The sequence below is a fragment of the Methylobacterium sp. D54C genome (assembly GCF_053345595.1).
In genome coordinates this window covers 176,889-201,754 of record NZ_JBKFAK010000006.1, presented here as the reverse complement: position 1 = coordinate 201,754, position 24,866 = coordinate 176,889, and the positions used below count along the sequence as shown (strand labels likewise).

The 24,866-nt window shown below is 73.0% G+C and carries 25 protein-coding genes; 10 read left to right on the top strand and 15 right to left on the bottom strand.

The genetic code is table 11. The features are described from left to right. Positions 1–161 precede the first annotated feature (161 nt). From ACLBYB_RS15740 to ACLBYB_RS15690, 11 genes are all read right to left on the bottom strand, one after another. A complete protein-coding gene (locus ACLBYB_RS15740) occupies positions 162–560 on the bottom strand; it encodes a Rieske (2Fe-2S) protein (RefSeq protein WP_056527071.1) in 399 nt (132 codons plus the stop codon). Beyond that, entirely contained in the window at positions 553–1,257 is a 705-nt protein-coding gene (locus ACLBYB_RS15735; protein WP_132368740.1) for an ABC transporter ATP-binding protein, read from the bottom strand. Before ACLBYB_RS15735 ends, ACLBYB_RS15740 begins: the two co-directional genes overlap by 8 nt. Next, positions 1,250–2,068 carry an ABC transporter ATP-binding protein gene (locus tag ACLBYB_RS15730; protein ID WP_447699335.1) on the bottom strand — a complete coding sequence of 273 codons (819 nt, stop codon included), beginning with the start codon at positions 2,066–2,068 and terminating at the stop codon, positions 1,250–1,252. Before ACLBYB_RS15730 ends, ACLBYB_RS15735 begins: the two co-directional genes overlap by 8 nt. Beyond that, the gene (locus ACLBYB_RS15725) at positions 2,065–3,099 is read right to left on the bottom strand and encodes a branched-chain amino acid ABC transporter permease (RefSeq protein WP_447699334.1); all 1,035 of its coding nucleotides are present in this window, start codon (positions 3,097–3,099) and stop codon (positions 2,065–2,067) included. The genes ACLBYB_RS15730 and ACLBYB_RS15725 overlap by 4 nt, the downstream gene beginning before the upstream one ends. Then, the gene (locus ACLBYB_RS15720; RefSeq protein ID WP_103985106.1) at positions 3,096–3,968 is read right to left on the bottom strand and encodes a branched-chain amino acid ABC transporter permease; all 873 of its coding nucleotides are present in this window, start codon (positions 3,966–3,968) and stop codon (positions 3,096–3,098) included. The genes ACLBYB_RS15725 and ACLBYB_RS15720 overlap by 4 nt, the downstream gene beginning before the upstream one ends. Before the next feature lie 82 nt (positions 3,969–4,050). Then, entirely contained in the window at positions 4,051–5,199 is a 1,149-nt protein-coding gene (locus ACLBYB_RS15715) for an ABC transporter substrate-binding protein (RefSeq protein ID WP_447699333.1), read from the bottom strand. Positions 5,200–5,233: 34 nt separating this feature from the next. Continuing rightward, positions 5,234–6,439: a xanthine dehydrogenase family Fe-S subunit gene (locus ACLBYB_RS15710; protein ID WP_447699332.1), complete on the bottom strand. Its 1,206-nt coding sequence runs from the start codon at positions 6,437–6,439 to the stop codon at positions 5,234–5,236. Next, entirely contained in the window at positions 6,436–7,308 is an 873-nt protein-coding gene (locus ACLBYB_RS15705; protein WP_447699331.1) for an FAD binding domain-containing protein, read from the bottom strand. The genes ACLBYB_RS15710 and ACLBYB_RS15705 overlap by 4 nt, the downstream gene beginning before the upstream one ends. After that, positions 7,305–9,659: a xanthine dehydrogenase family protein molybdopterin-binding subunit gene (locus ACLBYB_RS15700; protein WP_447699330.1), complete on the bottom strand. Its 2,355-nt coding sequence runs from the start codon at positions 9,657–9,659 to the stop codon at positions 7,305–7,307. The genes ACLBYB_RS15705 and ACLBYB_RS15700 overlap by 4 nt, the downstream gene beginning before the upstream one ends. Further along, the gene (locus tag ACLBYB_RS15695) at positions 9,656–10,525 is read right to left on the bottom strand and encodes an alpha/beta hydrolase (RefSeq protein WP_447699329.1); all 870 of its coding nucleotides are present in this window, start codon (positions 10,523–10,525) and stop codon (positions 9,656–9,658) included. The genes ACLBYB_RS15700 and ACLBYB_RS15695 overlap by 4 nt, the downstream gene beginning before the upstream one ends. Positions 10,526–10,535: 10 nt before the next feature. After that, positions 10,536–11,819: an amidohydrolase/deacetylase family metallohydrolase gene (locus ACLBYB_RS15690; protein ID WP_447699328.1), complete on the bottom strand. Its 1,284-nt coding sequence runs from the start codon at positions 11,817–11,819 to the stop codon at positions 10,536–10,538. 121 nt (positions 11,820–11,940) lie between these two features. Here ACLBYB_RS15690 and ACLBYB_RS15685 point away from each other — a divergent pair, with 121 nt between their 5' ends. The 10 genes from ACLBYB_RS15685 (at position 11,941) to ACLBYB_RS15640 (ending at position 21,801) form a co-directional block, all read left to right on the top strand. Beyond that, positions 11,941–12,504, top strand: a complete 564-nt coding sequence (locus ACLBYB_RS15685; protein WP_447699327.1) for a MarR family winged helix-turn-helix transcriptional regulator — start codon at positions 11,941–11,943, stop codon at positions 12,502–12,504. A gap of 365 nt (positions 12,505–12,869) precedes the next feature. Continuing rightward, positions 12,870–13,634 carry a GntR family transcriptional regulator gene (locus ACLBYB_RS15680; protein ID WP_447699326.1) on the top strand — a complete coding sequence of 255 codons (765 nt, stop codon included), beginning with the start codon at positions 12,870–12,872 and terminating at the stop codon, positions 13,632–13,634. Next, on the top strand, positions 13,631–14,401 hold the full coding sequence (locus tag ACLBYB_RS15675) for an ABC transporter ATP-binding protein (RefSeq protein ID WP_447699325.1): 771 nt from the start codon (positions 13,631–13,633) through the stop codon (positions 14,399–14,401). Before ACLBYB_RS15680 ends, ACLBYB_RS15675 begins: the two co-directional genes overlap by 4 nt. After that, positions 14,392–15,207, top strand: a complete 816-nt coding sequence (locus ACLBYB_RS15670) for an ABC transporter permease (protein ID WP_020094477.1) — start codon at positions 14,392–14,394, stop codon at positions 15,205–15,207. The genes ACLBYB_RS15675 and ACLBYB_RS15670 overlap by 10 nt, the downstream gene beginning before the upstream one ends. Before the next feature lie 64 nt (positions 15,208–15,271). Beyond that, positions 15,272–16,252 (top strand): ABC transporter substrate-binding protein, encoded by a 981-nt coding sequence (locus ACLBYB_RS15665; protein ID WP_447699324.1) that lies wholly within the window; start codon positions 15,272–15,274, stop codon positions 16,250–16,252. Between the two features lie 31 nt (positions 16,253–16,283). Further along, positions 16,284–17,300 carry a zinc-binding dehydrogenase gene (locus ACLBYB_RS15660; protein ID WP_447699323.1) on the top strand — a complete coding sequence of 339 codons (1,017 nt, stop codon included), beginning with the start codon at positions 16,284–16,286 and terminating at the stop codon, positions 17,298–17,300. A 26-nt stretch (positions 17,301–17,326) separates the two neighbouring features. Beyond that, the gene (locus ACLBYB_RS15655; RefSeq protein WP_447699322.1) at positions 17,327–17,746 is read left to right on the top strand and encodes a PaaI family thioesterase; all 420 of its coding nucleotides are present in this window, start codon (positions 17,327–17,329) and stop codon (positions 17,744–17,746) included. Beyond that, positions 17,743–18,555, top strand: coding sequence for a VOC family protein (locus ACLBYB_RS15650; RefSeq protein WP_447699321.1), 813 nt, complete (start codon positions 17,743–17,745; stop codon positions 18,553–18,555). Before ACLBYB_RS15655 ends, ACLBYB_RS15650 begins: the two co-directional genes overlap by 4 nt. Next, on the top strand, positions 18,552–20,075 hold the full coding sequence (locus ACLBYB_RS15645; protein ID WP_447682258.1) for a class I adenylate-forming enzyme family protein: 1,524 nt from the start codon (positions 18,552–18,554) through the stop codon (positions 20,073–20,075). Before ACLBYB_RS15650 ends, ACLBYB_RS15645 begins: the two co-directional genes overlap by 4 nt. A gap of 130 nt (positions 20,076–20,205) precedes the next feature. Beyond that, positions 20,206–21,801 carry an ABC transporter substrate-binding protein gene (locus ACLBYB_RS15640; protein ID WP_447699320.1) on the top strand — a complete coding sequence of 532 codons (1,596 nt, stop codon included), beginning with the start codon at positions 20,206–20,208 and terminating at the stop codon, positions 21,799–21,801. Between the two features lie 49 nt (positions 21,802–21,850). On the opposite strand, the gene ACLBYB_RS15635 is transcribed toward ACLBYB_RS15640, so the two are convergent. The 4 genes from ACLBYB_RS15635 to ACLBYB_RS15620 are packed head-to-tail and all read right to left on the bottom strand — an operon-like array spanning position 21,851 to position 24,841. Then, on the bottom strand, positions 21,851–22,264 hold the full coding sequence (locus tag ACLBYB_RS15635) for a VOC family protein (RefSeq protein ID WP_020094484.1): 414 nt from the start codon (positions 22,262–22,264) through the stop codon (positions 21,851–21,853). Positions 22,265–22,313: 49 nt separating this feature from the next. Beyond that, complete coding sequence (locus ACLBYB_RS15630; protein WP_447699319.1) at positions 22,314–23,348, bottom strand: 5-oxoprolinase subunit C family protein; 1,035 nt, start codon at positions 23,346–23,348, stop codon at positions 22,314–22,316. Next, positions 23,341–24,075 carry a 5-oxoprolinase subunit PxpB gene (gene pxpB / locus ACLBYB_RS15625; protein WP_447699318.1) on the bottom strand — a complete coding sequence of 245 codons (735 nt, stop codon included), beginning with the start codon at positions 24,073–24,075 and terminating at the stop codon, positions 23,341–23,343. Before pxpB ends, ACLBYB_RS15630 begins: the two co-directional genes overlap by 8 nt. After that, positions 24,068–24,841: a LamB/YcsF family protein gene (locus tag ACLBYB_RS15620; protein ID WP_447699317.1), complete on the bottom strand. Its 774-nt coding sequence runs from the start codon at positions 24,839–24,841 to the stop codon at positions 24,068–24,070. Before ACLBYB_RS15620 ends, pxpB begins: the two co-directional genes overlap by 8 nt. Between the last annotated feature and the right edge of the window lie 25 nt (positions 24,842–24,866).

The following is a 24,866-nucleotide window of genomic DNA, read 5'->3' as shown; positions in this document are numbered from 1 at the left end:
CCGATCCTCAGCGGCCGGAGGGACCCGCGACCGTCCTCGCGATGCGTCCCCGCGCGAGCAGGCGCGCGTGCGGGCCGTTCGTCCGCACGAGACAGGCGGTGAGCGCCGCGATCCCGACCTCGCTGCCGTAGAGCGAGACGGATCGGCCGATCTCGGTCGCTCTACCGTCGGATCTCCGGGCCGGCCGGGAATCCGCGGCCGCCCGGCGGCGCGGTGTCCGGCGCGAGAAGGCCGGATCCGGTCCTGAGCCAGAGCCCGTCCGGCGCCGCCTCGACCGCGGACAGGCGCAGGGCCCGGAACGACCAGCCCGGCGAGACGGCACCGTCCCGGAGGTCGAACGAGGCCTGGTGCCGGGGGCAGTGCAGCCGGCCCGCGACGCAGCGTCCGAGGGCGAGGTCGGCCCCCTCGTGCGGGCAGGCGCGCTCGGCGGCCACGATCCGGGCCCCGTCCCGGACGAGGAGCAGGCGGCGGCCGCCCGCGGTGACGGGGAGCAGGTCCCGGTCGCCGAGAAGGTCGACCGGGCCGAGGCGGATCCGCCCCGGCAGATCCCGCTCAGCCACCGAGATAGGCGTCCCGAACGTGGGGATCGGCGATGAGGTCCTGCCCGCGCCCCTCGAGGACGATGCGGCCGGCTTCGAGGAGGTAGGCGTAGTCGCAGAGTTCGAGAGCCGCGAAGGCGTTCTGCTCGACGAGGAGCACGGTCGTGCCGGCGTCGCGGATCGCGCCGATCACCGCGAACATCCGCTCGACGATGTTGGGGGCGAGCCCCAGGGAGGGCTCGTCGAACAGCACGAGCTTCGGGCGCCCCATCAGCGCGCGGCCGATCGCCAGCATCTGCTGCTCGCCGCCCGACAGCGTGCCGGCCGCCTGGTCGCGCCGCTCCGCGAGGCGCGGGAACTCCCCGTAGATGCGCGCCAAGTCCGCCGCGACCGCCGCCCGGTCGCGGCGCAGGTAGGCGCCCATGGCGAGGTTCTCGGCGACCGTCATCTGCGGGAAGACGCGCCGGCCCTCCGGGCAATGGGCGATACCCGCCGCCAGGATCCGGCGGGGCTCCGCCCCCGCGATGTCCCGGCCGGCGAACCGGATCGCGCCGGAGCGCGGCGGGACGAGGCCGGAGATCGCCCGGAGCGTCGTGGACTTGCCGGCGCCGTTGGCGCCGACGAGGGCCACGAGTTGACCCTCGCGCACGTCGATCGTGAGCCCCTTCAGCGCCGTGACGTGGCCGTAGCCGCAGACGAGGTCGCGGATCTCAAGCATGGACCGCCTCCTGCACGGCAGCCGCGGCGGCCTGCCGGGCGGCGCTGCCCTGGCCGAGATAGGCCTCGATCACCGCCGGGTCGCTGCGGATCCGGTCTGGCGGCCCCTCGGCGATCAGGCGCCCGTAGTTGAGGACGACGATGCGGTCGGAGACCTCCATCACCATCGGCATGTCGTGCTCGACGAGCAGGATGGTGACGCCGCGCTCCCGGATCTGCCTGATCAGGCGCACGAAGACCCGCGTCTCGGAAGCGTTCATCCCTGAGACCGGCTCGTCGAGGAGCAGCATGGCGGGCTCGGTGGCGAGCGCCAGCGCCACGCCGACGAGGCGCTGCTCCCCGTAGGCGAGGGCGCCGGCCTTCTCCTGCGCCCGTCCGGCGAGCCCGACCCAGTCGAGGAGCGCCGCGGCCCGGGCGCGCAGCTGCCTCTCGCCGGCCCCCGCGCGGCCGAGGAGCGCGTCCAGAACGGGCGCGCGGCCAGCCGCGGCGCCCATCTGGTGCAGGCCGATCATCACGTTGTCGAACACCGTGTCGTCCGGGAAGACGCTGGTGCGCTGGAAGGTGCGGGCGAGGCCGAGCCGCGTGATCGCGTGCGGCGGCAGGCCCTTCAGGGACGTGCCGCGGAAGCGGACCGCGCCCTGGCTGGGCTTGAGGAAGCCCGTCATCACGTTGAAGGCCGTCGTCTTGCCGGCCCCGTTCGGGCCGATCAGGCTGACGATCTCGCCCGCGTGGACGTCGAAATGCAGGTCCGCGATGGCGACGAGGCCCCCGAAGCGGACGCCGACATGCTCGACGGAGAGGATCGCGCTCATCGCTGCACCGCCGGATTGGCCTCGAGGACGGGCGCGGCCGGGGCCGGGCGGCGTCCCAGCAGCGCCGCCAGTCCCGGCACGATCCCCCGCGGCATCACGAACAGGATCACGATCAGCACGAGGCCGTAGACGATCCACTGCGCCTCCGGCGCCATGACCGGGCGGAGCGCCACCGGCAGCAGGCCGAAGATCAGGCCGCCGACGACCGGGCCCAGCAGGGTGCCCTTGCCGCCCGCCACCACCATGATGACCATGGTGACCGTGGTGGCGAACAGGAACACGTCGGGATCGATGATCCGCAGGTAGTGGGCGTAGAGGCTGCCGGCCGCGCCGGCCAAGGCGGCCGAGATCACTGCCGCCACCGTCAGCGTGCGGGTGGCGTTGATGCCGACCGAGAGCGCCAGCGGCTCGTTCTCCTTGAGACCCCGCATCGCCCGGCCGAAGCGCCCGCCGACCAGGCGGGCGATCACGGCGTAGCAGAGCGTGCCCACGGCCAGCACGAGGTAGTAGTTCTGGAGCTTGGTCTTGAGCGTCCACATCCCCAGGCCCGGCAGGCCGAGGGTGATGGCCGGGATATTGGTCAGCGCGAGCGGCCCCTGCGTCAGCTCCACCCAGTTGAGCGCCACGAGCCGCACGACCTCGGCGAAGGAGATCGTCACGATCACGAAGTAGGCGCCCCGCACCCGGAAGGAGAGCCGCCCGATCAGGTAGCCGCAGCCGCCCGCCGCGACCGTCGCCAGCAGGAACCCGACCGCCGCCGGCCAGGGCTCGTGGACCGCGCGGATGCCGAACCCGAGATCCACGTCGAAGCCGAGGCTGGTCAGCGCGCTGACGTAGGCGCCGATCCCGAAGAACGCGATGTGGCCGAGGCTGAGCTGCCCGGTGAAGCCGAGGAGCAGGTTCAGGCTCATGGCGCCGATCGTCAGGATGCCGGTCACGATCAGCGCGTTGAGGAGGTAGGGGTTGGCGCCGAGCCCCAGGGGCAGGGCGACGAGGCCGGCGAGCAGGGCGAGGGGGAGGAGCCGGTTCATCCGATGCGCTCCGCCTTGGCGAACAACCCGGTCGGCCTGCAGAGCAGGACCGCGATGATGATCAGGAAGCCCATCGCGTCCCGGTAGCCGGAGGAGACGTAGCCGGCGCCCAGCTCCTCGGCGAGCGCCAGGATGAAGCCGCCGATCGCCGCGCCGGTGACGTTGCCGAGCCCGCCCAGGATGACGATGGCGAAGGCCTTGAGCTCGGCAAGGCCGCCCATCTGCGGGAACACCACGTAGACCGGACCGAGGAGCGCGCCGGCGGCCGCGGCGAGCGACGAGCCGAGCGCGAAGGTCGCGGTGTAGATCCGGCGGACGTCGACGCCCATCAGCGCCGCCGTGTCGGAATCCTGGAACGCGGCGCGCATGGCGAGACCGAGCTTGGTCCGGTTGATCAGCGCGTAGGTGAGGGCGATCAGCGTCAGCGCCGCCCCGAGCACGAACAGCCGCAGCCACGACACCGAGACCGGGCCGACCTGGAGCGGCGCCTCGGGAAAGGGCGCGGGGATCGCCTTGGCGACGCCGCCGAAGGTCCAGAGCGTGCCCGATTGCAGGACGATGCCGGCGCCGATCATCACCAGCATGGTGGTGTCGATGTCCGAGCCCCGGAACGGGCGCAGCAGCAGCAACTCGATCGCGGCCCCGAGCAGGAGCCCGCCGAGGATCGCCACCGGCAGCGCCAGGAAGAAGTTCAGTCCCAGCGCGGCGACCGCGAGGTACATGACGTAGGCGCCGACCGTGTAGAGCGCGCCGTGGGTGAAGTTCACGACGTTCATGATCCCGAAGATCAGCGTCAGGCCGATCCCCAGCAGCGCGTAGGTGCCGCCGAGGATGAGGGCGTTGACGAGGTGCTGGATCAGTTCGTTCACGGGCGGCCTCCGAGGGTGCGCCCCGGCCCGGGGCCGGTGGATGGGCGAGAGGACCGGCGTCGGGCCGCCGGTCCGGAGGCGCTCACAGCGCCGGCACGATCACTTTCCCGTCTTTGATCTCGATGAGGTAGACGTCGGGCTTGCTCTGCCCGCTCTCCTTCCCGGCGGGGCCGGCCTTGGCGAAGCGGATCGGCCCGTTGAGCCCGACGAAGTCGACCGACCAGAACGCCTTGGTGATCGCGGCCGGATCGGCCGAGCCCGCCTTCTCGATGGCGTGGGCGATCGCGCGGATGCCGTCGTACCCGCGAAAACTCTCGGTGACGCCGGCGAACTCGAAGCCGCGCTTCTTCCACGCGGCGATGAAGGCCTCGGTGGCCTTCGGGTCCGGCGTCTTGTCGGGCGACCAGGGCAGGAAGGTCGTCAGGTGCATCGTGCCGTCGGCGGCCGCGCCGGCCTGGGCGATGATCTGGTCCGGGTTCTGGGATCCGCCGGTGGTGATGACCCGCTTCTTCAGGCCGAGCGCCGCCATCTGCTTGAACAGCAGCACGAGCTGATCGACCGAGCTCGTGATCATGATCGTGTCGGAATCCGACGCCTTCAGCTTGGCGAGCTGGGCGCTCATGTCCTGCGCGCCCTGGTCCATCGTCTCGACGAGGCCGACCGTGACGCCCTTGTCCTTGAGCATCTTGCCGAAATCGGTCGCGGCGCCGCGGCCGAAATCGTTGTTGAGGACAAGGAAGTCGACCTTCTTCAGCCCGAGGCGAGACACCATCGGCGCGAAGGTCTCGGCCTCCAGCGACGAGGGCGGCGAGATCCGGAACACGTAAGGGTTGCCGGAGGTCGTGATCTTGCCGGACGAGGAGGTCTCGACCAGCATCGGCGTCTCGTAATCCGTGAGCTTGGGCATCACGGCGAGCGTCAGGCTGGAGCCCCAGGCGCCCATCATCACCGGGGTCTTGTCGCTGGTGATCAGCTTCTCGGCGACCGCGGCGGCCTCGGTCGGGTTGCTCTTGTTGTCCTCGATCACGAGTTCGAGCTTCTTCCCGAGGACGCCGCCCTTGGCGTTGATCTCGTCGGCGGCGATCTTGGCGCCGTTGACCACGTAGGTGCCCGAGGCCGCGAACGGCCCGGTCAGCGGCTCGTTGACGCCGATGCGGATCGCCTCCGCCCGTGCGCCGGTGGCCGTCAGCGCCAGCAGGATCGCGGTCGTGAGGGTGAACCTGCTGGGCATTCGCGTGTCTCCGGTGGATTGAGGCGGGAGGGGATCAGGCGCGGCCGAACCACGCCGCGAGGCGCGCGCGGGCGAGGCCGAGGAGCAGGCGGAGCGGGTTGAGGCCGGCGGGCGCCGGCGCCGCGACGCCCGAGAGCCGGGCATCGAGGTTGCGGGTGAACTCCGCGGCGATGCGGCCGGCGAGGTCGCGCACGAGGCCGGGCCGGCCGAACTGCGCGAGCGGCCCGGTCAGGGTGTAGCCGACGTCGAGGTCGACCCGGGCGGTGCCGGGCGTCGGCCCGGCCTCGACCCGGTAGCGGATCCGGCCCTCGGTCGCCGAGCGGCCGCCCGCGTCGGTGCCGGCCCCGTGGACCGCGCCGGTCCGGGCGGCCTCGTCCCGCGCGAGGCGGGCGCGGCCGCGGAACGTCGCGGCGATCGGCCCGATCCGCACCTGCAGACCGCCCTCGACCGTGTCGGGGGTGGGCCGCGCCGTCAGCACCGCGCCCGGCAGGCAGGCGGCGACCGCCGCGAGGTCGCCCAGCAGGGCGAAGACGGCCTCCGGCGGGTGGGCGACGTCGAGGACCTGCGTGAAGCCGTGGGCCGGCGCAAACGCGTCGGACAGATCCGCCACCGCGGCGGGCGAAGCCGGGGCGGGCCGATCCGCCGGCGGGGGCGCGAGCCCTGACGCGCCGACCCCAGCGCCGATCCGGGCGCCGACCGGGCCGAGCGGCCGCGCCGCGCCGGTCTCGGGGGGGATGCCGCGCCCGCGCCGGTCCGCGATCACCGCCATCACCGCCCGGACGATGCCGGCATAGCCGGTGCAGCGGCAGAGATTGCCCGACAGGCCGACGCGGATCCGCCGCTCGTCGGCCTCGGGCAGCCGCAGGACCAGGTCGCGGGCGGCCACCAGCATCCCGGGCGTGCAGTAGCCGCACTGGAGCGCGTGCTCGCGGTTGAAGGCGGCCCGCAACTCGCCCGCGATCGCGTCCGCGTCGAGGCCCTCGATCGTCGTGACCGCGGCGCCCGCGCAGGCCCCCGCGTAGGTGAGGCAGGCACGGGCCGGCTCGCCGTCGAGCAGGACCGTGCAGGCGCCGCAGACGCCGTGCTCGCAGCCCAGATGCGTGCCGGTGAGGTCGAGCCCGTCGCGCAGCACGTCGCCGAGGTGGCTGCGCGGCTCGGCCGCGACCCGCACGGCGCGGCCGTTCACCGTCAGCGCCAGGGCCATGCGGGACGTCCCGGGTTCGGCCAGCGCGGCGCTCATGCGGCCTCCGGAAGGGTGTTGGAGCGGGGATCGGGCGCGGCCGCTGCGGCCACCGCGCGGCTCAGGACGGTGACGTGGATGTGCCGCTCGACCGCGTCGGCCATGCCGGCCTCCCGCAGGGCCTGGTCGGCGGCCCGGGGGTCGAAGCGCGCGGCGAAGTCGGCGCCGATGCGGCCGCCGAAGAGCGGGCGGGCATCGGCCAGGAGCACGGGCGGCCCCTCGACCGCGCCGATCACGGCCCGGCCCCGGCCCGCGCCGGGCTCGAGGCGCACGGCCCCGATGGCGTGGGCGAACTCGCCGATCTTCGCGCAGTGCTTGACGTAGCCCCAGGCCGCGCCCGCCGGCAGCGCCGGGACGCGCACCGCGACCAGGATCTCGCCCGCGCCGAGGGCCACTTCGAGGGCGCCGGTGACGAAGCGCTCCACTGGAAGGGTGCGGCGGCCGTTCCGGCCCGCGATCTCGACCTCGGCGCCGAGGGCCGTCAGGGCGGTGACCCAGTCGGCGGCCGGGTCTGCGTGGACGAGGCTGCCGCCGACCGTGCCGCGGTTGCGCACCGGCCGGTAGGCGATCGCGGCCGCGACCCGCCGCAGCGCGCCGCCGGTGAGATCCGGGACGCGCCCGTCCTCGATGTCCGCATGGGTCACGCAGGCCCCGAGCACGAGCGTGTCGCCCTCGACCCGCGCGGTCCGGAGCTCGGGCACGCCGGTGATGTCGAGGATGAGGGTGGGCTCGACGAGGCGCAGGTTCAGCATCGGTCCGAGGGACTGGCCCCCCGCGATCAGCTTCACGCCCGCGTGGGCCTCGGCAAGGCGCGCCAGCAGCGCGGGCAGGCTGTCGGGGCGCTCCCAGGCGAAGGCGGCGGGCTTCATGCGGCCTCCCGCGCGGTCTCGGCGGGGGCGCGGGTGGCGAGCACCGCCTCCACGATCCGCCGGGGTGTGACGGGGGAATGCAGCATCTCGACGCCGAGCGGCGCCAGCGCATCGTTGATGGCATTGGCGAGCGCCGCCGGGGGCGCGATGGCGCCGCCCTCGCCGATGCCCTTCTGGCCGAAGCGCGTGTAGGGCGAGGGCGTCTCCATGTGGTCGATGCGCGCCATCGGCACGTCGGCGGCGCCGGGCAGGAGGTAGTCGGCGAGGGTTGAGGCCAGCGGCTGGCCGCGGCCGTCGAAGCGCATCTCCTCGAACAGGGCCGTGCCGATCCCCTGCGCGAGGCCGCCGTAGATCTGGCCGTCGACCACGAGGGGGTTCACCAGCGTGCCGCCGTCCTCGACGATGACGTAGTCGAGGATCTCCACCGCCCCGAGATCGGGATCGACCGCCACCACGGCCGCGTGCGCCGCGTACGAGAAGGTGCCGGAATCGCGCACCGGCTTGTAGCCGGCGGTGACCTCGAGCCCGCCGGGATCGGTGTCGGGCGCGAGGTCCTGCGGGCGGCGGTACCAGGTGCGGGCGATCACCTCGAGCGGGACATCGCCCGTGGGGCCGACGACGTGGCCACCTTCGAACCGGCATTCCTCGGGCCGCGCCTGGAGCAGGTGGGCGCCGATCCGCACGGCGCGGTCGCGCAACGCCTCGCAGGCCGCCGCCACCGCGCCGCCCGCCATCACCATGACGCGGGAGCCCCAGGAGCCCGTCGAGTAGGGGGTCATGGCGGTGTCGCCGTGGATGAGGCGGGTGCGCGCCACCGGGACGCCCAGGATCTCGTGGGCGACCTGGGCCAGCGTCGTCTCCAGGCCCTGGCCGTGGGAATGGGCGCCGATCCGCAATTCCAGGCCGCCGTCCGGGGTCAGGCGGGCGCTGGCCTGCTCGTGGCCGGGCACCATCGGGATGCCCCAGCCGGAATAGACCGAGGTGCCGTGCGCGGCCTGCTCGCAGTAGATCGCGAGGCCGAGGCCGATCCGGCGCCCGTCCGGCTCGCCCTCACGCTGGCGGGCGCGGATCGCGTCCACGTCGACGGCCTTCAGCGCCCGGGCGAGCGCCTCCGGGTAGTCGCCGCTGTCGAAGTGCTTCTTCGTGATGTTCTCGAACGGCATCTGCCCGGGCCGCACGAGGTTCTTCTCGCGCACGGTCTCGGGCGCGACCCCCGCCGCGCGGGCGACGGCGTCGAGCACCAGTTCCAGGGCGAAGCAGACGCCGGTGCGCGCGACGCCCCGGTAGGGCAGGATCGGGCACTTGTTGGTCGCCACCGACCATGTCCGGCAGCGATAGGCCGGGAAATCGTAGGGCCCCGGCAGGATGCTGGCGACCTGCGCGGCCTCCAGGCAGGCCGAGAACGGGTAGGCCGAGTAGGCGCCGGAATCGACGGTGGCCTCGCAGTCGATGCCGCGCAGGGTCCCGTCCAGCTCCGCGTAGGCGGTGATGCGGTAATGGTGCTCGCGGCAATTGGCGTTGGCGGTCAGGTGCTCGCGGCGGTCCTCCAGCCAGCGGACCGGATGGCCGCAGCGGAGCGCGAGCCAGGCGAGCGCCACGTCCTCGGCGAGCAGGATCGCCTTGTAGCCGAAGCCGCCGCCGACATCCGGCGAGACGATGCGGATGCGGCCCTGCTCGATCCCGAGGCATTCGGAGAGGCCGTTGCGCACGATGTGCGGCATCTGGCTCGCGGTGTGGACGACGAGCTGGTCGAGGCGGTGATCGAGGCTCACCACGGTGCCGCGGCCCTCGATCGGCGCCATGCACTGGCGGCCCGTCGAGATGGTGCGGCTCACCTTGATCGGCGCGTCGAGGGCGCCCTCGATGCCGACATCGACCAGGGTCTCCAGGAAGACGTTGTCGCCCCAGTGCTCGTGGACCAGGGCGGAGCCCGGCGCGCGCGCGGCCAGCATGTCGTGGATGGCGGGCAGCTCCTCCAGGTCGAGGACGACGGCGGCGGCGATGTCCTCGGCCTCCGCGCGGGTCGGGGCGACGCACAGCGCCACCAATTCGCCGACCTGCCGGACCTTGCCGGTGGCGAGCACCGGCTGCTCGGACACCTTGAAGCCGGGCAGCCCCGAGACCGCCCGGATCGGCAGCACGCCGTCGAGGTCGGCGGCGGTGAAGACGCGGTCGCGATGGGCCTTCGGCACGTGGATGGCGCGGATCCGGGCATGGGCGAGCGGGCTGCGCACGAAGGCGACGTCCTGCATCCCCGGCAGCCGGAGGTCGCCGACATACTGGCCGCGCCCGCGCATCAGGCGGTCGTCCTCCTTGCGGGGCAGGGGGGCCCCGACGCCCTCGCGGCTCATCGGGCGCCTCCGAAAACATCCTGGGCGGCGCGGACCAGAAGGCCGTCGGGCCGGCGGAATTCGTCGAGGATCGAGAAGTGGTCGGCGCCCGGGACCGGCAGCAGGGCGCCCGGCGCGTGGGCGGCGCCGCGCAGGGCGTGGAGGTTGCGCGCGTCGCGGACGAGGGCGGGCAGCTCCCGGCTGCCGTAGGCGACCGTCATGGGCTTGGGCACGACGGGCAGGCGCAGGGGCGACAGCGTCCCGATCTCGTCCTCGGTCAGCCCGAGCTTCTCGTTCAGGTAGGTCTCGCGGATCGGCGCGAGGTCGTAGACGCCGGAGATCGCCAGGACCGCGGACACGGCGGGATGCCCGAGATGGAGCGCGGCGAGCTGCGCCCCCGCGGACCAGCCGGCGAGGACGATCGGGCCGCCGATCCCGCGCGCCGTCCCGTGCGCGGCGAGCCAGTCGAGGGCGGCCCCGATCTCGGCGACGATCCCGGTGAGGCTCGCCTCGGGTGCCAGGGTGTAGCCCGGCATCGCCACCGACCAGCCGGCGGCGTTCAGCCCTTCCGCGAAGCAGGCGAAGTCGGCTCGGGCGTTGCGCTGCCAGTAGCCGCCGTGGACGAAGACGAGGCAGGGCGCCCCCGTCTCCGCCGCCGGGTAGAGGTCGAAGCCGGTGCGCGCGCCGGCGGCGTAGGGGATGTCGAGCCCGGCCGGGTGCGCCGCGCGGTAGGCCGCGGAGGCCGCGTTGCGGGCCGCGACCTGCGCGGCGCTGTCGGGCACGCCCGCGTTGTTGTCGTAGCAGGCGCCCCGGGCCGCGAAGTCCAGGCTGTCCCAGCGGCGGCGCGGGTCCGGCGGTGTCGGGTCGTCGAGGACGAAGGCGTTCACCGGCGCCACCTCAGGCCGCGATCGCCTGGGGCAGGATCGGCGAGTCGGCCTCGAAGCGCTTCCCCGCGCGCAGGCAGAAGGCCGGGCGCAGCAGGCGGTCGGCGATCACCCGCGTGTCCTCGTTGTCGCGCAGCAGGAAGCGGCCGCGATCGTCGTGCAGCACCGAGACGTCGGCCGCGTAGCCGACCTTGAGGGCGCCGATCCGGTCGCCCATGCGCAGCATCTCGGCCGGGTGCGACGTCACCATCGGCACCACGTCCTCCAGCGGGATGCCGAGCGCCATCATCGAGCTCATCGCCTGGGTCAGGCTGAACCGGGCTTGGCCGAGGAAGGGATGGTTCTCGTCGTCGTGGTGCTCGTCCGGGGTGCCGGCGGGCTTCGTCACCTCGGGCACCTCGGTGTTGTAGCCGTGCATGTCGGCGCCGAGCGTGTAGGGGATCACGCCGGCCGGCAGGGACGCGCGGGCCACGCGGTAGGAGAAGTGGCTGCCGTGGCCGACATCGACCTTCAGCCCGGCCTCCATGGCCCGGCGGATGATGTGGTGGACCTCGCCCTGCTCGTTGATGAAGCCGCCCGGGTGGCGGGTGAAGGGATGGGCCAGCACGTCGCCGGGCCGCAGCAGCGGGATCACCCGCTCGACGATGGTGTCGGCATCCTCGCCGTTGGCGCCCGATTCCGGCAGGCCCCAGAGCTGGCCGAAATGCACGTAGAGCGGCAGGTCGGCGCGCCGGCTGATCTCGGCGGCCATCTCCATCACCTTGATGCCCCAGCGGGCGAAGCCGCCGATCTCGGCGTGGCCCTTGATGCCGCGCACGAGGTCGCGGTTCTCGGTGGCCGACTTCACGGTGGCGTCGATGTCGACGCCGTCCGGGCTGTAGAGGTTCGGGTAGAAATGCCCCTCCAGGCCGCCGACGAGATAGGCCGACAGGAAGGCGAGCACCTGCGTCTCCGAGCGCTCGGCGATGAAGTGGCGGAAGCCCGGCAGGGTCATGCAGGACGGCCCGCCCTGGTCCACCACCGTGGTCACGCCCGAGCGCACGCCGACCATGTCGGGGTTCAGGCCGAACCGGCCGGTGACGTACTGGTAGACGTGGGCGTGGGTGTCGATCATGCCGGGCAGGACGAGCTTGCCCGAGACGTCGACCACCTCGGCGGCGGCCGAGGGCAAAATCGTCTCCGCCACGGCGGCGATGCGCCCGTCCCGCACCGCCACGTCGCGGATGCCGTCGATGCCGGAGGCCGGGCAGATGACCCGCCCACCCCGCAGAACCAGATCATAGCGGCGATTGTCCATGTCGACCTCGTGGTCCCGGCCGGCGCGCGCCGGCCTCGCCCTTGCCAAAAGCGAAGCATGCTTCGTATTCCGGCGTTGCACACCGCGTGCCAAGGCTGGAACCGTTCTGCGGAGGCGGACGATGGATGAGGTCCCGGACGCCGGGTTCGCGGCGGGGTCGGCAGAGGCGGGGGTCGCCGCGGGGGCGGCGAGCGCGGCAACGGACGCGGCAACGGACGCGGCGGCGGAGGCGCGGCACTGGCCCCTGGCCGAGCGCCCAGGCTTCCTCGCCCGCCGCATGCACCAGATCCACGTCAGCCTCTTCGCAGAACGCTGTGCCGCGTTCCGCGTCACCCCGCTCCAGTACAGCCTGCTCTCGCTGCTGCGCGATCTGGGGGAGGCCGATCAGACGACGCTCGCGAGCGCGGTCGCCCTCGATCGGACGACGACGACCGGCGCCCTGAAGCGCCTCGCGGCCCGCGGTCTGGTGAGCCGCACGACCTCGCCCCTCGACCGCCGCGCGCAGGTCTGCCGGCTGACGGACGAGGGCGCCGCGCTCCACGGCGCGATGGAGCCGGCGGCGCGGGCGGCGCACGCCGCGACCGTCGAGGCCCTCACTCCGGCGGAGCAGGACACCCTGACCCGGCTCCTGCGCCGCGTCATCGCGGGGCACGAGCACCGGCGCGGCCAGCCCGACATCCTGTAGGGCGTCGCCGACGCGGCCGGCAGCACGCCTCACTGCTCAAAGAAAACACAGATCGTTCTGCGTCTGAGCGCCGCGAAAAGCTCTTTCTTCCAACATCTTCGCGAAAATTGGACGCGCATTCCATTTACAGAACGCGGAGACGTTGCGCATAAATACGGCATGGAATGCCTACAGCGCGCGCTGAGCTGATCACGCGTCGCATCTGAGCTTCCCACCGCGCGACGAATGCCGGCACCCGACCATCGTTCCGCCTGCCGATGCGCGCCGCGCGCAGGCGGGCCGGCGCGGGGTTGGCACATGTCCTGCGTGTGGTGGGCAGCTCACAGCATGCTGTGGGAGCCTCAATGCCCGAACAGCGAGGTGCGATGACGACCCGCGATGACAGGTCCCGGCCCGCTCGCCCGACCACGACGGTGCTCGCCGTCCCCGACGCCACGCGCAAGGGCAACCAGGCCTACGACCTGATGCGCCGCGAGATCGTCGCCTGCCGCCTCCTGCCCGGCACGCGCTTCACCGAGGCCGAGGTGATGGAGCGGTTCGAGATCGGCAAGGCGAGCTGCCGGATCGCGCTCCAGCGCCTGGCCCAGGAAGGCTTCGTCAGCTCGATGCCGCGGCACGGCTACCGGGTCAGCCCGGTGACCGTGAAGGATGTCGACGAGGTCTTCGCCCTCCGGATGGAGCTTGAGCCCCTCGCGGCGCGGGGCGCCGCCGGCCGCGTGAACCGGGCGCATCTGGAGCGCCTGGAGCAGGTCTGCCGCCGCAAGATCACGGTGGAGATGGGCAACCAGATCGACTTCTTCCTGGAGGCCAACCGGGGCTTCCACCTCGCGATCGCCGCGGCTTCGGGGAACGGGCGCCTGTACCGGACGCTGTCGGGCCTCCTCGACGAGATGACCCGCCTCGTCGCCCTCGGCTTCGGCGTGCAGGGGGTGCGGCCGAACATCGAGAACGACCACACCGCGATGATCGAGCACCTCGTGGCGGGTGACGCCGACAGCGCCGCCCTGGTGGCCCGCCGCCACGTCGAGACGTTCCGCGACATGACCCTGGAGAAGGTCATCGCCAGCCTGCGCGACACCGCGGTGGTGGCGCCGGTGCGGCCGGCCCGGGTCGACGGGGGCGAGCCGTGAACGCCGTCGAGCTCGACCACGTCAGCAAGTGGTTCGACCGGCGCGAGGGCGGGCCGCTCCACGTCCTCGACACCGTCGACATCGCGATCCCGCAGCACGCGATCGTCGCGATCCTGGGCGCGTCGGGCTGCGGAAAGAGCACCCTCCTCAACATGATCGCCGGGCTGGTCGAGCCCGATCAGGGCGCCGTCCTCCTGAACGGCATCCCGTCGCACGCCTTCCGCGACTGGCGGGCCATGACCTACATGTTCCAGGAGGACCGGCTGCTGCCCTGGCGCACGGCCGCCCAGAACGTCGCCTTCGGCCTCGAGGCCGGACGCATGGGCCGGGCGGAGCGGGCCCGGCGGGTCGACGAGACCCTGCGGCTCGTCGGGCTGGAGGCCTTCCGCGACGCCTACCCGCACGAATTGTCGGGGGGCATGCGCAGCCGGGTGGCGCTCGCGCGCAGCCTCGTGACCGAGCCCAAGATCCTGCTCCTCGACGAGCCGTTCTCGAAGCTCGATCCCGAGATCCGCGCGCAGATGCACGCGGAGCTGCTGCGCATCGCCGGCCTGCGGGCGATGACCCTGGTCTTCGTCACGCACGACGTCGAGGAGGCGGTGGTGCTGGCGAGCCAGGTGGTTGTCCTGCACCCGCGGCCGGGCCGGATCGGCACCCTCCGGGCGATCGATCTGCCGTACCCCCGCGACCCGCTCTCGACGGAGGTCGCCGAGGAGGTTCGGCGCCTGCGCATCAGCCTCTCCGCCGCGAGCGCGCGATGCTCGTGAAGACCCCGCCGCGCCTGATCCGGCGGACGCGGACGTCCGGTGCCGGCCGCCGGGCGGGCGTGCTGCTCCAGCGGCTCGCCCTGCTCGCCCTGGCGCTGGCCGCGTGGCAGCTCGGATCGCTGCACGCGCCGAGCTTCGTCCTGCCGAGCCCCGCGCGGGTCTGGCACACGTGGCTCGGCCTCGTCGCCACGCCGAGCTTCGCCGCCGATCTCGGCATCACGCTGGGCCGGATCGGCGCCGGCCTCGCCTTCGCGGCCCTCGTGGGGCTGCCGCTCGGCCTGCTGCTCGGCGCGAGCCCGCGCCTCGGGCGCTTCTTCGAGCCGGTGCTGACGGTGACCAACACCGTCTCCTCCGCGATCTGGGCGATCTTCGCGCTGATCTGGTTCGGCCTCTCGAACTGGACCACGATCTTCGTGGTGTTCATGACCGCGATGCCGCTGATCCTGACCAACGTCTGGCAGGGCACGCGCACGGTCAGCGCCGAGCATCTCGAGCTCGCCCGCACCTTCCGGATGCCGCGCCGCAAGGTGCTGACCAAGATCTACCTGCCGACGATCCTGCCCGCCTTCTTCGCGGGCGCGCGCCTCGCCATCGGCTTCGGGGCGCGGGTCGTCCTCGTGGCGGAATCGCTCGGGGCGAGCAGCGGCATCGGCTACCGCCTGCGGCAGGCGGCCGACCTCGTCCAGACCGACCAGGTCTTCGCCTGGACCCTCACCCTCGTCGCCCTGATGATCGGGCTCGAGACGCTCGTCCTGAAGCCGGCCGAGCAGCGCCTGTTCGCCTGGAAGAAGGTGGCGCAGCCGTGACGGCCGGCGCCAGCCGGGGACACGCCCGCCGCACGTCCCCCCATCGCAGCTCCTGGAGAACGCCTTGAAACGAATCCGCGCCCTCGCCGTCGCCGCGCTCTGCGCGGTCGGCCTGCCCGGCCTCGCGCGCGCCGAGACGGTGCGCATCGGCTACTGGAGCTCGGGCATCAGCCTCGGCTTCGGCGCCGTGCTGGAGGCCGGCAAGTTCATGGAGAAGGAGGGCCTGACGGCCGAGTACGTCAAGTTCCCGGACGTGAACGCGCCGACCAAGGCCATGGCCGCCGGGGCGATCGATTTCGCGATCGCGGCGAGCGCCGGGACGGCGCTGAGCGTGACCGCCGACGGCCTGCCGATGAGCATCGTCCTCGCGACCCAGGTGGCCGACCTCGACTTCGTCGTTCCGGAGGACTCGCCGATCAAGGCGATGGCCGACCTCAGGGGCAGGAAGATCGGCACCTCGCCCGCGGGCAGCGGCACCGCCGCCATCGCGGCGGCGATCTTGGAGACCAATCACGGCCTCAAGCCCTCGGATTACCAGGCCGTCCCCGGCAACGATTCCCGGCTGGCGCAATTCCTCGTCCAGAAGGACATCGACGCCGCGGCGCTGCGCACCGTGACCCTCGCGCTCCTGCCGGACGTGAAGCTGCGCCGGCTCGGCACCTTCCGGGAGGAGTGGAGGCGCCTCACCAAGCAGGACGCGCCGCCGGTCCTCGGCGTCGGCCTGATGCGCAATGCCTGGATGACGCAGAATCCGGACGCGCCCGCCAAGGTCGTGGCCGCGATGCGCAAGGCCTACGCCTTCGGAAAGGCCGACAAGCCCGGCGTGGCCAAGATCCTGAAGGCGGCCGCGAACCTGAGCGACGCCGACGCCGCGGCCTACGCGGGCCTCTGGGACGGCATCTACACGGTCAGCCTGGAGCCCGCCGACATCGCCTCGCTGAAGCGGGAATTCGACGTCTTCAAGGCGGTCGGCGCCGTTCAGGGCAGCCTGCCGGACACGGCCCTGGTTCCCGGCCCCTACGAGCGGTCGAAGACGATCCCGTAGCCTTTCCGACCTGCAGAAGAGGGATTTCACGATGGCTCAGACCATGAAGGCGCTCGTGCTGGAGGCGCACGGCGACATCGACACGCTGAAGGTGGTGAACGACTACCCGAAGCCGTCCCCCGGCCCGGGCGAGGTCCTGATCCGCGTCGGCGCGTCCTCGTTCAACTACCACGACGTGTTCACCGTGAAGGGCATGCCCGGCATCAAGGTGCCGATGCCGGTGGTGATCGGCCTCGACATGGCCGGGCAGGTCGTCGAGCTCGGCGCGGGCGTCGCGGAGTGGCGCGTCGGCGACCGGGTGCTGGTCAACCCGCTCAACAAGGCCAAGGGCCTGATGGGCGAGATGCTCGACGGCGGCATGGCCGAGTACTGCCGGGTCTCGACGAGCCAGCTCATCGCGATGCCGCCGGACGTGAGCTACGCGGACGCGGCGTCCCTGCCGGTGGCCTACGGCACGGCCCACCGCATGCTGATCACCCACAACACCGTGAAGGCCGGCGACAAGGTCCTGATCCTCGGCGCCAGCGGCGGCGTCGGCACCGGCTGCGTGATGCTGGCCAAGCAGCTCGGCGCCGAGGTGATCGCCTGCGCGGGCAGCGCGGAGAAGATGGCGGCGCTGACGGCCCTCGGGGCCGACCACGTCGTCAACTACCGCGAGACCGACTTCTCCAAGTGGGCGATCCAGCAGTACGGCAAGCCGCAGCGCCGGACCTACGAGGGCGGGGTCGACGTGGTGATCAACTTCACCGGCGGCGACACCTGGGTGCCCTCGCTCAAGTGCCTGAAGCGCGGCGGCACGCTGCTGGTCTGCGGGGCCACCGCGGGGCACGATCCCAAGGAGGATCTCCGCTACATCTGGAGCTTCGAGCTCAAGGTGATCGGCTCGAACAGCTTCTACGACGACAACCTGTCGGCCCTGATGGACATGATCCAGGCCGGCACGCTGAAGCCGACCATCGACAAGCTCCTGCCCCTCGAGGAGGCCGCCGAGGGCCTGCGGATGATCCGCGACCGCGAGGTCATGGGCAAGATCGTCGTCACCCCCTGACACCGCCCGAGGAGATCCCCCAAGCCATGTCCGACACCCCCCTCACCAAGGAGCAGGTCGAGGCGCTGCTGCTGCGCGGCCCGTTCCACCAGTGGCTCGGCCTCTCCATCGTCGCCGTCGGCGATGGGACGATCGAGCTGAAGGCGACGTGGCGGCCGGAATGGGTCGTCAACGCCGAGCGCGGCTACGTGCACGGCGGCATCCTGGCGACGCTGGTCGACCTCACCGCCGACTGGGCGCTGGTCTCCAAGACCGGCCGGGGCGTCCCCACCGTGGACCTGCGGGTCGACTACCACCGGGCCGCGATGCAGGGCGATCTCACCTGCCGCGGCACGGTGGTGAAGTTCGGCAACCAGCTCTCGGTGGCCGAGGCGCAGATCCTCGACCAGGAGGGGCGCCTGCTCGCGAGCGGCCGCGGCGTCTACATGACGGCGCCGCCGAAATGACGGGGCCGGCCCCCGGCGCCCCGGCGGACGGGGCCCTCGACCACGTCGTGATCAACGTGCTGCGGCGGATGGACGAGGCGGCGGACCTGTTCGCCGCCCTCGGCTTCCGGTTGACGCCGCGCGGCCACCACTCGCTGGGCTCCGTCAACCACCTGATGATGACGGCCGGACCCTACCTCGAACTCGTCGGCCTGCCCGAGACGGGTCCGCAGCGGCAGGACGTTCTGGACAGCCCGTTCGGCCTGAACGGGCTCGTCGTGGCGAGCCGGGACGCCGACGCGACGCATGCCCGCCTCGCCGCGGCGGGGCTCGCGGCCGGGCCGCCCGTCGCCTTCACGCGCCCCGTGACCGTCGACGGCCGCGAGGAAACGGCCCGGTTCCGCACGGTGCGGGTGCCGGTCGAAAGGTTCCCGGCGGGGCGCCTCTACCATTGCGAGCACCTGACCCCGGATCTCGTCTGGCGCCCCGAATGGCTCGACCATCCGAACGGGTTCTCGGGGCTCGACGCGCTGACGATCGAGAGCCCGGCGCCGGAGGCCGACGCCGCCCTCTACGCGAGCGCGAGCGGCGCCCCGGCCGAGGCCGCGGGCGGCGTCCGGACCCTCCGGCTCGGCGAGACGCGGGTGGCGATCGTGCCGGGGCCGGCCGCCCGCTTCTCCGCCCTGGCGTTGCGCTTCCGCGACCTCGACGCCCTCGAAGCCCGCGCGGGCGCGCTCCCGGAGGCGGCCTGGGTTCGGCACGGGCCGGACGCGGCCACGCTGACGCTGCCGGCCTTCGACCTCCGTCTCGTGTGCAGGGCGGCCCCATGACGCGCGCGGCCACGGCTCCGACCAATCTCGGCGACCTCGTCGACCGGTCCGGCCCGCCGGACAGGCCGCGGATCATCGGCGTCGGCCCGGATGGCGAGCCCGCGGTGATGACCCGCGCCGGCCTCGACGCCCGGGCCGACGCCTTCGCCCGCGGCCTGCTGCGCGGCGGGATCGCCCGCGGCGCGCGGGTCGCGATCCTCGCGGCCAACCGGCCCGACACGATCGCGGCGCTGCTCGGGGCGATGCGCGCCGGCGTGGTCCCGGTCCCGGTCAATCACAAGTTCCCGCCGGCCACGATCGCCGCCGTGCTCGCCGATTGCGGGGCGCGGCTCGTGCTCTGCGACGGCCCGCGCCGGGCGCTGCTGGCCGATCTCGGCCCCGATATCCGGATCGCCGGGTTCGACGATGACGGGCCGGAGGGCTTCGCGGCCTGGCTCGACCCCGGTCCGTTCGTGCCGGTCGTGCCCGAGCCCGACGAGGCGGCCCTGTTCCTCTACACGTCCGGCTCGACGGGCCGGCCGAAGGGCGTGCGGCTGAGCCATGCCAGCCACCTCTGGGTGGCGCGGACCCGCGCCGCGGAGACGGACCTGCGCGACGACCGGCTGCTCGTGGCGGCGCCGCTCTACCACATGAACGCGCTCGCCCTGGCGCTCCTCGTCTGCGCGGCCGGCGCCACGATGGTGCTGCTGCCGCAATTCGAGGCGCGGGCCTACATCGCGGCGATCGACCGGTACCGCTGCACGTGGCTCACCGCCGTGCCGCCGATGATCGCCATGATGCTGCGGGAGCCGGATCTCCTCGCGGAAGCCGACCTCACCGACGTGCGGACGGTCCGGATGGGCTCGGCGCCGGTCAACGACACCCTCGCCCGGCAGATCCGCGCCCTCCTGCCGAACGCCCGCATCCTCAACGCCTACGGGACCACCGAGGGCGGCCCGGTCGTGTTCGGCGACCATCCGGACGGCCTGCCGACGCCGGTCGCGTCGGTCGGCGCGCCGCATCCCCAGGTGGCGGTGCGCCTCGTCGGACCGGACGCCCCGGAGACCGGGATCCTGCAGATGCGCAGCCCCGCGATCATGCTCGGCTACCACAACCGGCCAGACGTGCCCGTCCCGATCACCGCGGACGGGTTCTACGACACCGGCGACGTCTTCCGCCGCGACGCGGACGGGTTCTTCTACTTCCTCGGGCGGACCGACGACATGTTCGTCTCCGGCGGCGAGAACATCTTTCCGGGCGAGGTCGAGCTGGTGCTGGAGCGCCACCCCGCGGTGCTCCAGGCCTGCGTGGTGCCGGTGGACGACGCCATCAAGGGCACCAAGCCGGTCGCCTTCGTGGTCCGCCGGCCCGCCGCCACCGTCGACGAGGCCGCTCTCAAGGATTACGCGCTCGAACACGCGCCGGCCTACCAGCACCCGCGTCGGGTCTGGTTCGTCGAGGCGCTGCCGCTCGCCTCGACCGGCAAGATCGACCGCGCGGCCCTGCGCCGGCGGGCCGAAGAGGCCGTCCGCACCCCGTGACCGGCCGGGGCGGAACGGCCCTTGCAGGTTGTGCTCCCGCGGACTGCGCCCGCAGAAATTGGCCTCGCACGGAAGGCCGACCGGCGCTCCCGTCCCCGTCCGCCTGACCCGGAACGCCAGGAGTGACCCCATGCTGCGACGAACCTTCCTGGGCGGTGCCGCCGCCGCGGCCGCCGCGCCCTTCCTGCCGGCCCGCCCGGCCCTCGCCCAGGGCGGCCGGGCGAGCGTCCTGCGCTTCGTGCCGCAATCCGACCTCACCATCGTCGATCCGGTGACGACCACGGCCTACGTCACGCGCAACCACGCGTTGATGGTGTTCGACCAGCTCTACGGCCTCGACGCGCAGTTCACGCCGCAGCCGCAGATGGTCGAGGGCCACACGGTCGAGGAGGACGGGCGGCGCTGGACCTTCCGGCTGCGCGAGGGCCTGAGATTCCACGACGGCGAGCCGGTGCGGGGCCGCGACTGCGTCGCGTCGATCCGGCGCTGGGCGCAGCGCGACAGCCTCGGGCAGGCCCTGATGGCGCGCACGGACGCCCTGGAGGCGCCGGACGACCGCACCTTCGTCATTCGCCTGAAGCGGCCCTACGGGCTGATGCTCGAGACGCTGGCGAAGCTCGGTCCGCCGGTCCTCGTCATCATGCCCGAGCGCCTCGCCGCCACCGACCCGGCCCAGCAGATCCCCGAGCTGATCGGCTCCGGGCCGTTCCGGTTCAACACCAAGGAGCGGCTCGTCGGCGCCCGCGTGGTCTACGACCGCAACCCGGACTACCGGCCCCGGGAGAACGGCCCGGTCTCCTGGGTGGCGGGGCCGAAGCGGGTCCATTTCGAGCGGGTCGAGTGGCAGGTCATGCCGGATCCCGGCACCGCGGCGGCCGCCCTCCAGAACGGCGAGGTCGACTGGTGGGAGAACCCGATCAGCGATCTCGTGCCGACGCTTCAAGCGCACCCGCAGATCGCCACGCAGCTCGCCTCGCCGCTCGGCAATCTCGGCACCGGCGTGATGAATCATCTCCACCCGCCCTTCGACAAGCCCGCGGTCCGGCGCGTGGTCCTCGAGGCCCTGTCCCAAGCAGACTTCATGGCGGCGGCCGCCGGCGACGATCCCAAGCTGTGGCGCAAGGATGTCGGCCTGTTCACGCCGGGGACCGCGATGGCCACTGATGCCGGGCTCGACGTGCTCACCCGGCCGCGCGATCTCGCCAAGGCCAAGCGCGACCTCGTGGCGGCCGGCTACAAGGGCGAGCGCGTCGTGCTCATGTCGACGAGCGAGAACCCCGTGCTCGGCGCCCTCGGCGAGATCATGCACGACCTGCTCCAGCGCCTCGGGATGAACGTGCAGTACGTCGTGTCCGACTGGGGCACGCTGGTCACCCGCCGCGCCAGCAAGGCGCCCCCCGACCAGGGCGGCTGGAACATCTTCACCACGACCTGGACCGGCCTCGACATGGCGAACCCGGTCGTGGAGCAGGTCCTGCGCTGCGGCGGCCCGAAGGGCTTCTTCGGCTGGCCGGACCTGCCGGAGCTGGAGAGCCTGCGCGAGGCCTGGATCGAGGCGCCGGACCAGGCCGCGCGCCAGGCGATCGCGGCCCGGATGCAGACCCTGGCGATGCGCGACGTGCCGTACCTGCCGACCGGCCAGTACTTCTACCGGACGGCCTTCCGGCGCGACCTCCGGGACGTGGTCGACGGCCAGTTCGTCTTCTGGAACGCCCGCCGCGCCTGACGGGCGGCGCGTCCGGGCCGCCCGTCGCCGTCGGCGACGGGCGCACGACTCAGTGCGCGAAGACGCCGGCCAGATCCCGGAAACCCTTGACCTCGATCGGATTGCCGCTCGGGTCGAAGAAGAACATCGTGCGCTGCTCGCCGGGCTCGCCGGCGAAGCGGACGACCGGCGGGATGTCGAAGGCGATGCCGGCCGCCTCGACGCGGCCGGCGAGCGCCTCCCAGGCGTCGAGCGGCAGCACCACGCCCAGATGCGGCATCATCACCGTGTGGTCGCCGACCTTCCCGCTCCGGGTGGTGGCGAAGGGCTCGCCCAGGTGCAGCGACAGCTGATGGCCGAAGAAGTCGAAATCGACCCAGGTCTCGGTGCTGCGGCCCTCCTGGCAGCCGAGGACGCCCCCGTAGAAGCGGCGCGCCGCGTCGAGGTCGGTGACGTGGTAGGCGAGGTGGAACGGCGTGAGCATCGACGGTCTCTTGCTTGCTGGGCTCGGTTGAGAGGGGGTTGCGGCGCCGTCAGGGCGCCGGATCGAGGGCACGCGCCGAGACGACGCCGCCGACGAGGTTGCAGGACAGCAGGAACGCGCTGTCGAGATCGCCGCCGCCGGCCGGCACCAGCGCCGTCAGCCGCGCGGCCAGAGCGCTTCGCGCGGCGCGGGCGATGGCCTGGGCCTCTGCGACGGCGACGGCCGCGAACCGGATCGTCTCCCCCGGCCGCACCTGCGCGAGGCGGCCGAGATCCGCCGAGATCACGGTGGCGATCTTTGGGTAGCCGCCGGTGGTGTGGCGGTCGGCCAGCAGGATCAGCGGGCGCCCGTGTCCGGGCACCTGGATCGAGCCGTTCACGATCCCGTCCGAGACGATATTGAAGCCGTCCGCGTGGGCGATCGGCGGCCCGTCGAGGTGGCAGCCCATCCGGTCCGCCCGCGCCGTGAGGGTGTAGGCTTCGGAGAGGAAGGTCCGCAGGCCGTCCGCGGTGAAGCCGTCGGCCTGCGGCCCGAGCACCACCCGGATCGGCCCGCCGAAGGTCGGCCGGTGGGCCGGCGGCAGGGTCAGCGGGCGGTCGCGGGGCGCGGGCGCCGCGAGGGGCAGCAGGTCGCCCGCGGCCAGGGGTTGGCCGTCGAGGCCGCCGAGGCGGGTGCGGGTGTGCGTCGCCACGCTGCCCAGCATCGGCGCGACGGCGAAGCCCCCGGCGACCGCGAGGCAGGCGCGCAGGCCCTGCCGCGGTCCGCCCAGGACGAGCCGGTCGCCCCGCCGCAGGTCGTGGGCGGTGAACGGGTCGAGGGCGCGGCCGTTCAGGCTTATCGCGAAGGGCGCGCCGGCGAGGGCGACGCGGCAGATATCCGTCTCGCAGGCGAGGGTCGGACCGACCATCGCCATCTCGATCACCGCGGCGTCGAGCGGGTTGCCGACGAGGCCGTTGGCCAGGGCCAGCAGGTCGGGATCCATCGCGCCGGACCCCGAGATGCCGTAGCGCAGGTAGCCCGGCCGCCCGGCATCCTGCAGGGTCGAGGCCACGCCGGGGGCGATGACGCGAAGGCCCTCAGGCATCGATCCGCTCCAGGGTCGCGACGGTCTCGCCGGCGCGGGCGGCCTCGCTGAGGGCGTCGAAGGCGGCGCGGTCGATCGGCTCGAACCGGATCAGGTCGCCGGCCGCGAACAGGAACGGCTCGGCCCGGCCCGGATCGTAGGAGCGCGCGGGCGTGCGGCCGATGAGCTGCCAGCCGCTCGGCAGCTCCAGGGGCGGCGAGACGCCGGTCTGGTTCCCGCCGATCGAGACGCTGCCGGCGGGCGTCTCGGGCCGCGGATCGGTGCGCCGGCTCGCGTGGAGCCGGGGATCGAGGCCGCCCAGATAGGCGAAGCCGGGGGCGAACCCGATCATGTAGACGCGGTAGTCGCGGCCGGAATGAAGGGCGATCACCGCCTCCGGGCTGAGCCCGGCCCCGGCGGCGAGGTCGTCGAGGTCGGCGCCGTGCGCGCCGCCGTAATGGACCGGCACCCGCCAGCGGCGCAGCGAGCCCGCCGCCCCGTCCGGCGGCGGCCAGTGCGCGGCGATCAGCGCGGCGAGGTCGGCCCGGGGCAGCAGGTCCGGATCGTAGAGGACGAGGAGCGAGCGGTAGGTCGGCACGGTCTCCAGGAGGCCCGGGCGCCCGGCGCCGCGGAGCGCCGCGTCGAGGGCGATGACCCGCGTGTTGATCGCGGGATCGACCGCGCGGCCGAGCTCCACCGTGAGCGCCCGGTCGCCGCTATCGAGGAGGCGGTAGCCGGGCTCAGACACCGAGCACCTCGGCCATCGGGCGCAGGGCGATGCCCTTGGCGGCGCACTCTGCCCGCAGGCGGCGCGCCATGGCGACCGCGCCGGGCGTGTCGCCGTGGACGCAGACCGTGTCGATCCGCGTCGGGATGCGCCGCCCGGACAGGCAGGTGATCGCCCCGTCCTCCAGCATCCGCGCCACGCGCTCCGAGACGGCGTCGGGATCGTGCAGCACGGCGCCGGGGAGCTTGCGCGAGACCAGGGTGCCGTCATCCGCGTAGGCGCGGTCGGCGTAGATCTCGCGCGCGATCGGCAGCCCGAGCTTCTCGCCGGCCCGCTCGGTCTCCAGGCCGGGCATCACCACGAAGATCAGGTCGCGGTCGAGGGTGCGGATCGCCCGGGCCACCGCCAGAGCGAGGTCGGCATCCTCGTTGGCCATGTTGCCCATGGCCCCGTGGGTCTTCACGTGGCGCACCGGGCAGCCGGCATCCTGCGCCAGCGCCAGCAGGGCGCCGACCTGGTAGAGCACCGCCTTCTCGATGTCGGCGGGGCGCTCGCCGTGGATCGGCCGCCGGCCGAAGCCCCAGAGGTCGAGGAAGCTCGGGTGGGCGCCCGCTTGCACGCCGTTCGCGGCGGCGCGGCTCAGGGTCTCGTGCATCACCAGCGGGTCGCCGGCGTGGAAGCCGCAGGCGATGTTGGCCGAGGTTGCCACGGTCAGCATCTCGGCGTCGTCGCCCAGGCGGTAGACGCCGAAGCCCTCGCCCATGTCGCAGTTCAGATCGACGATCATCGGTGCATCCTTTCTCGCGCGCGGG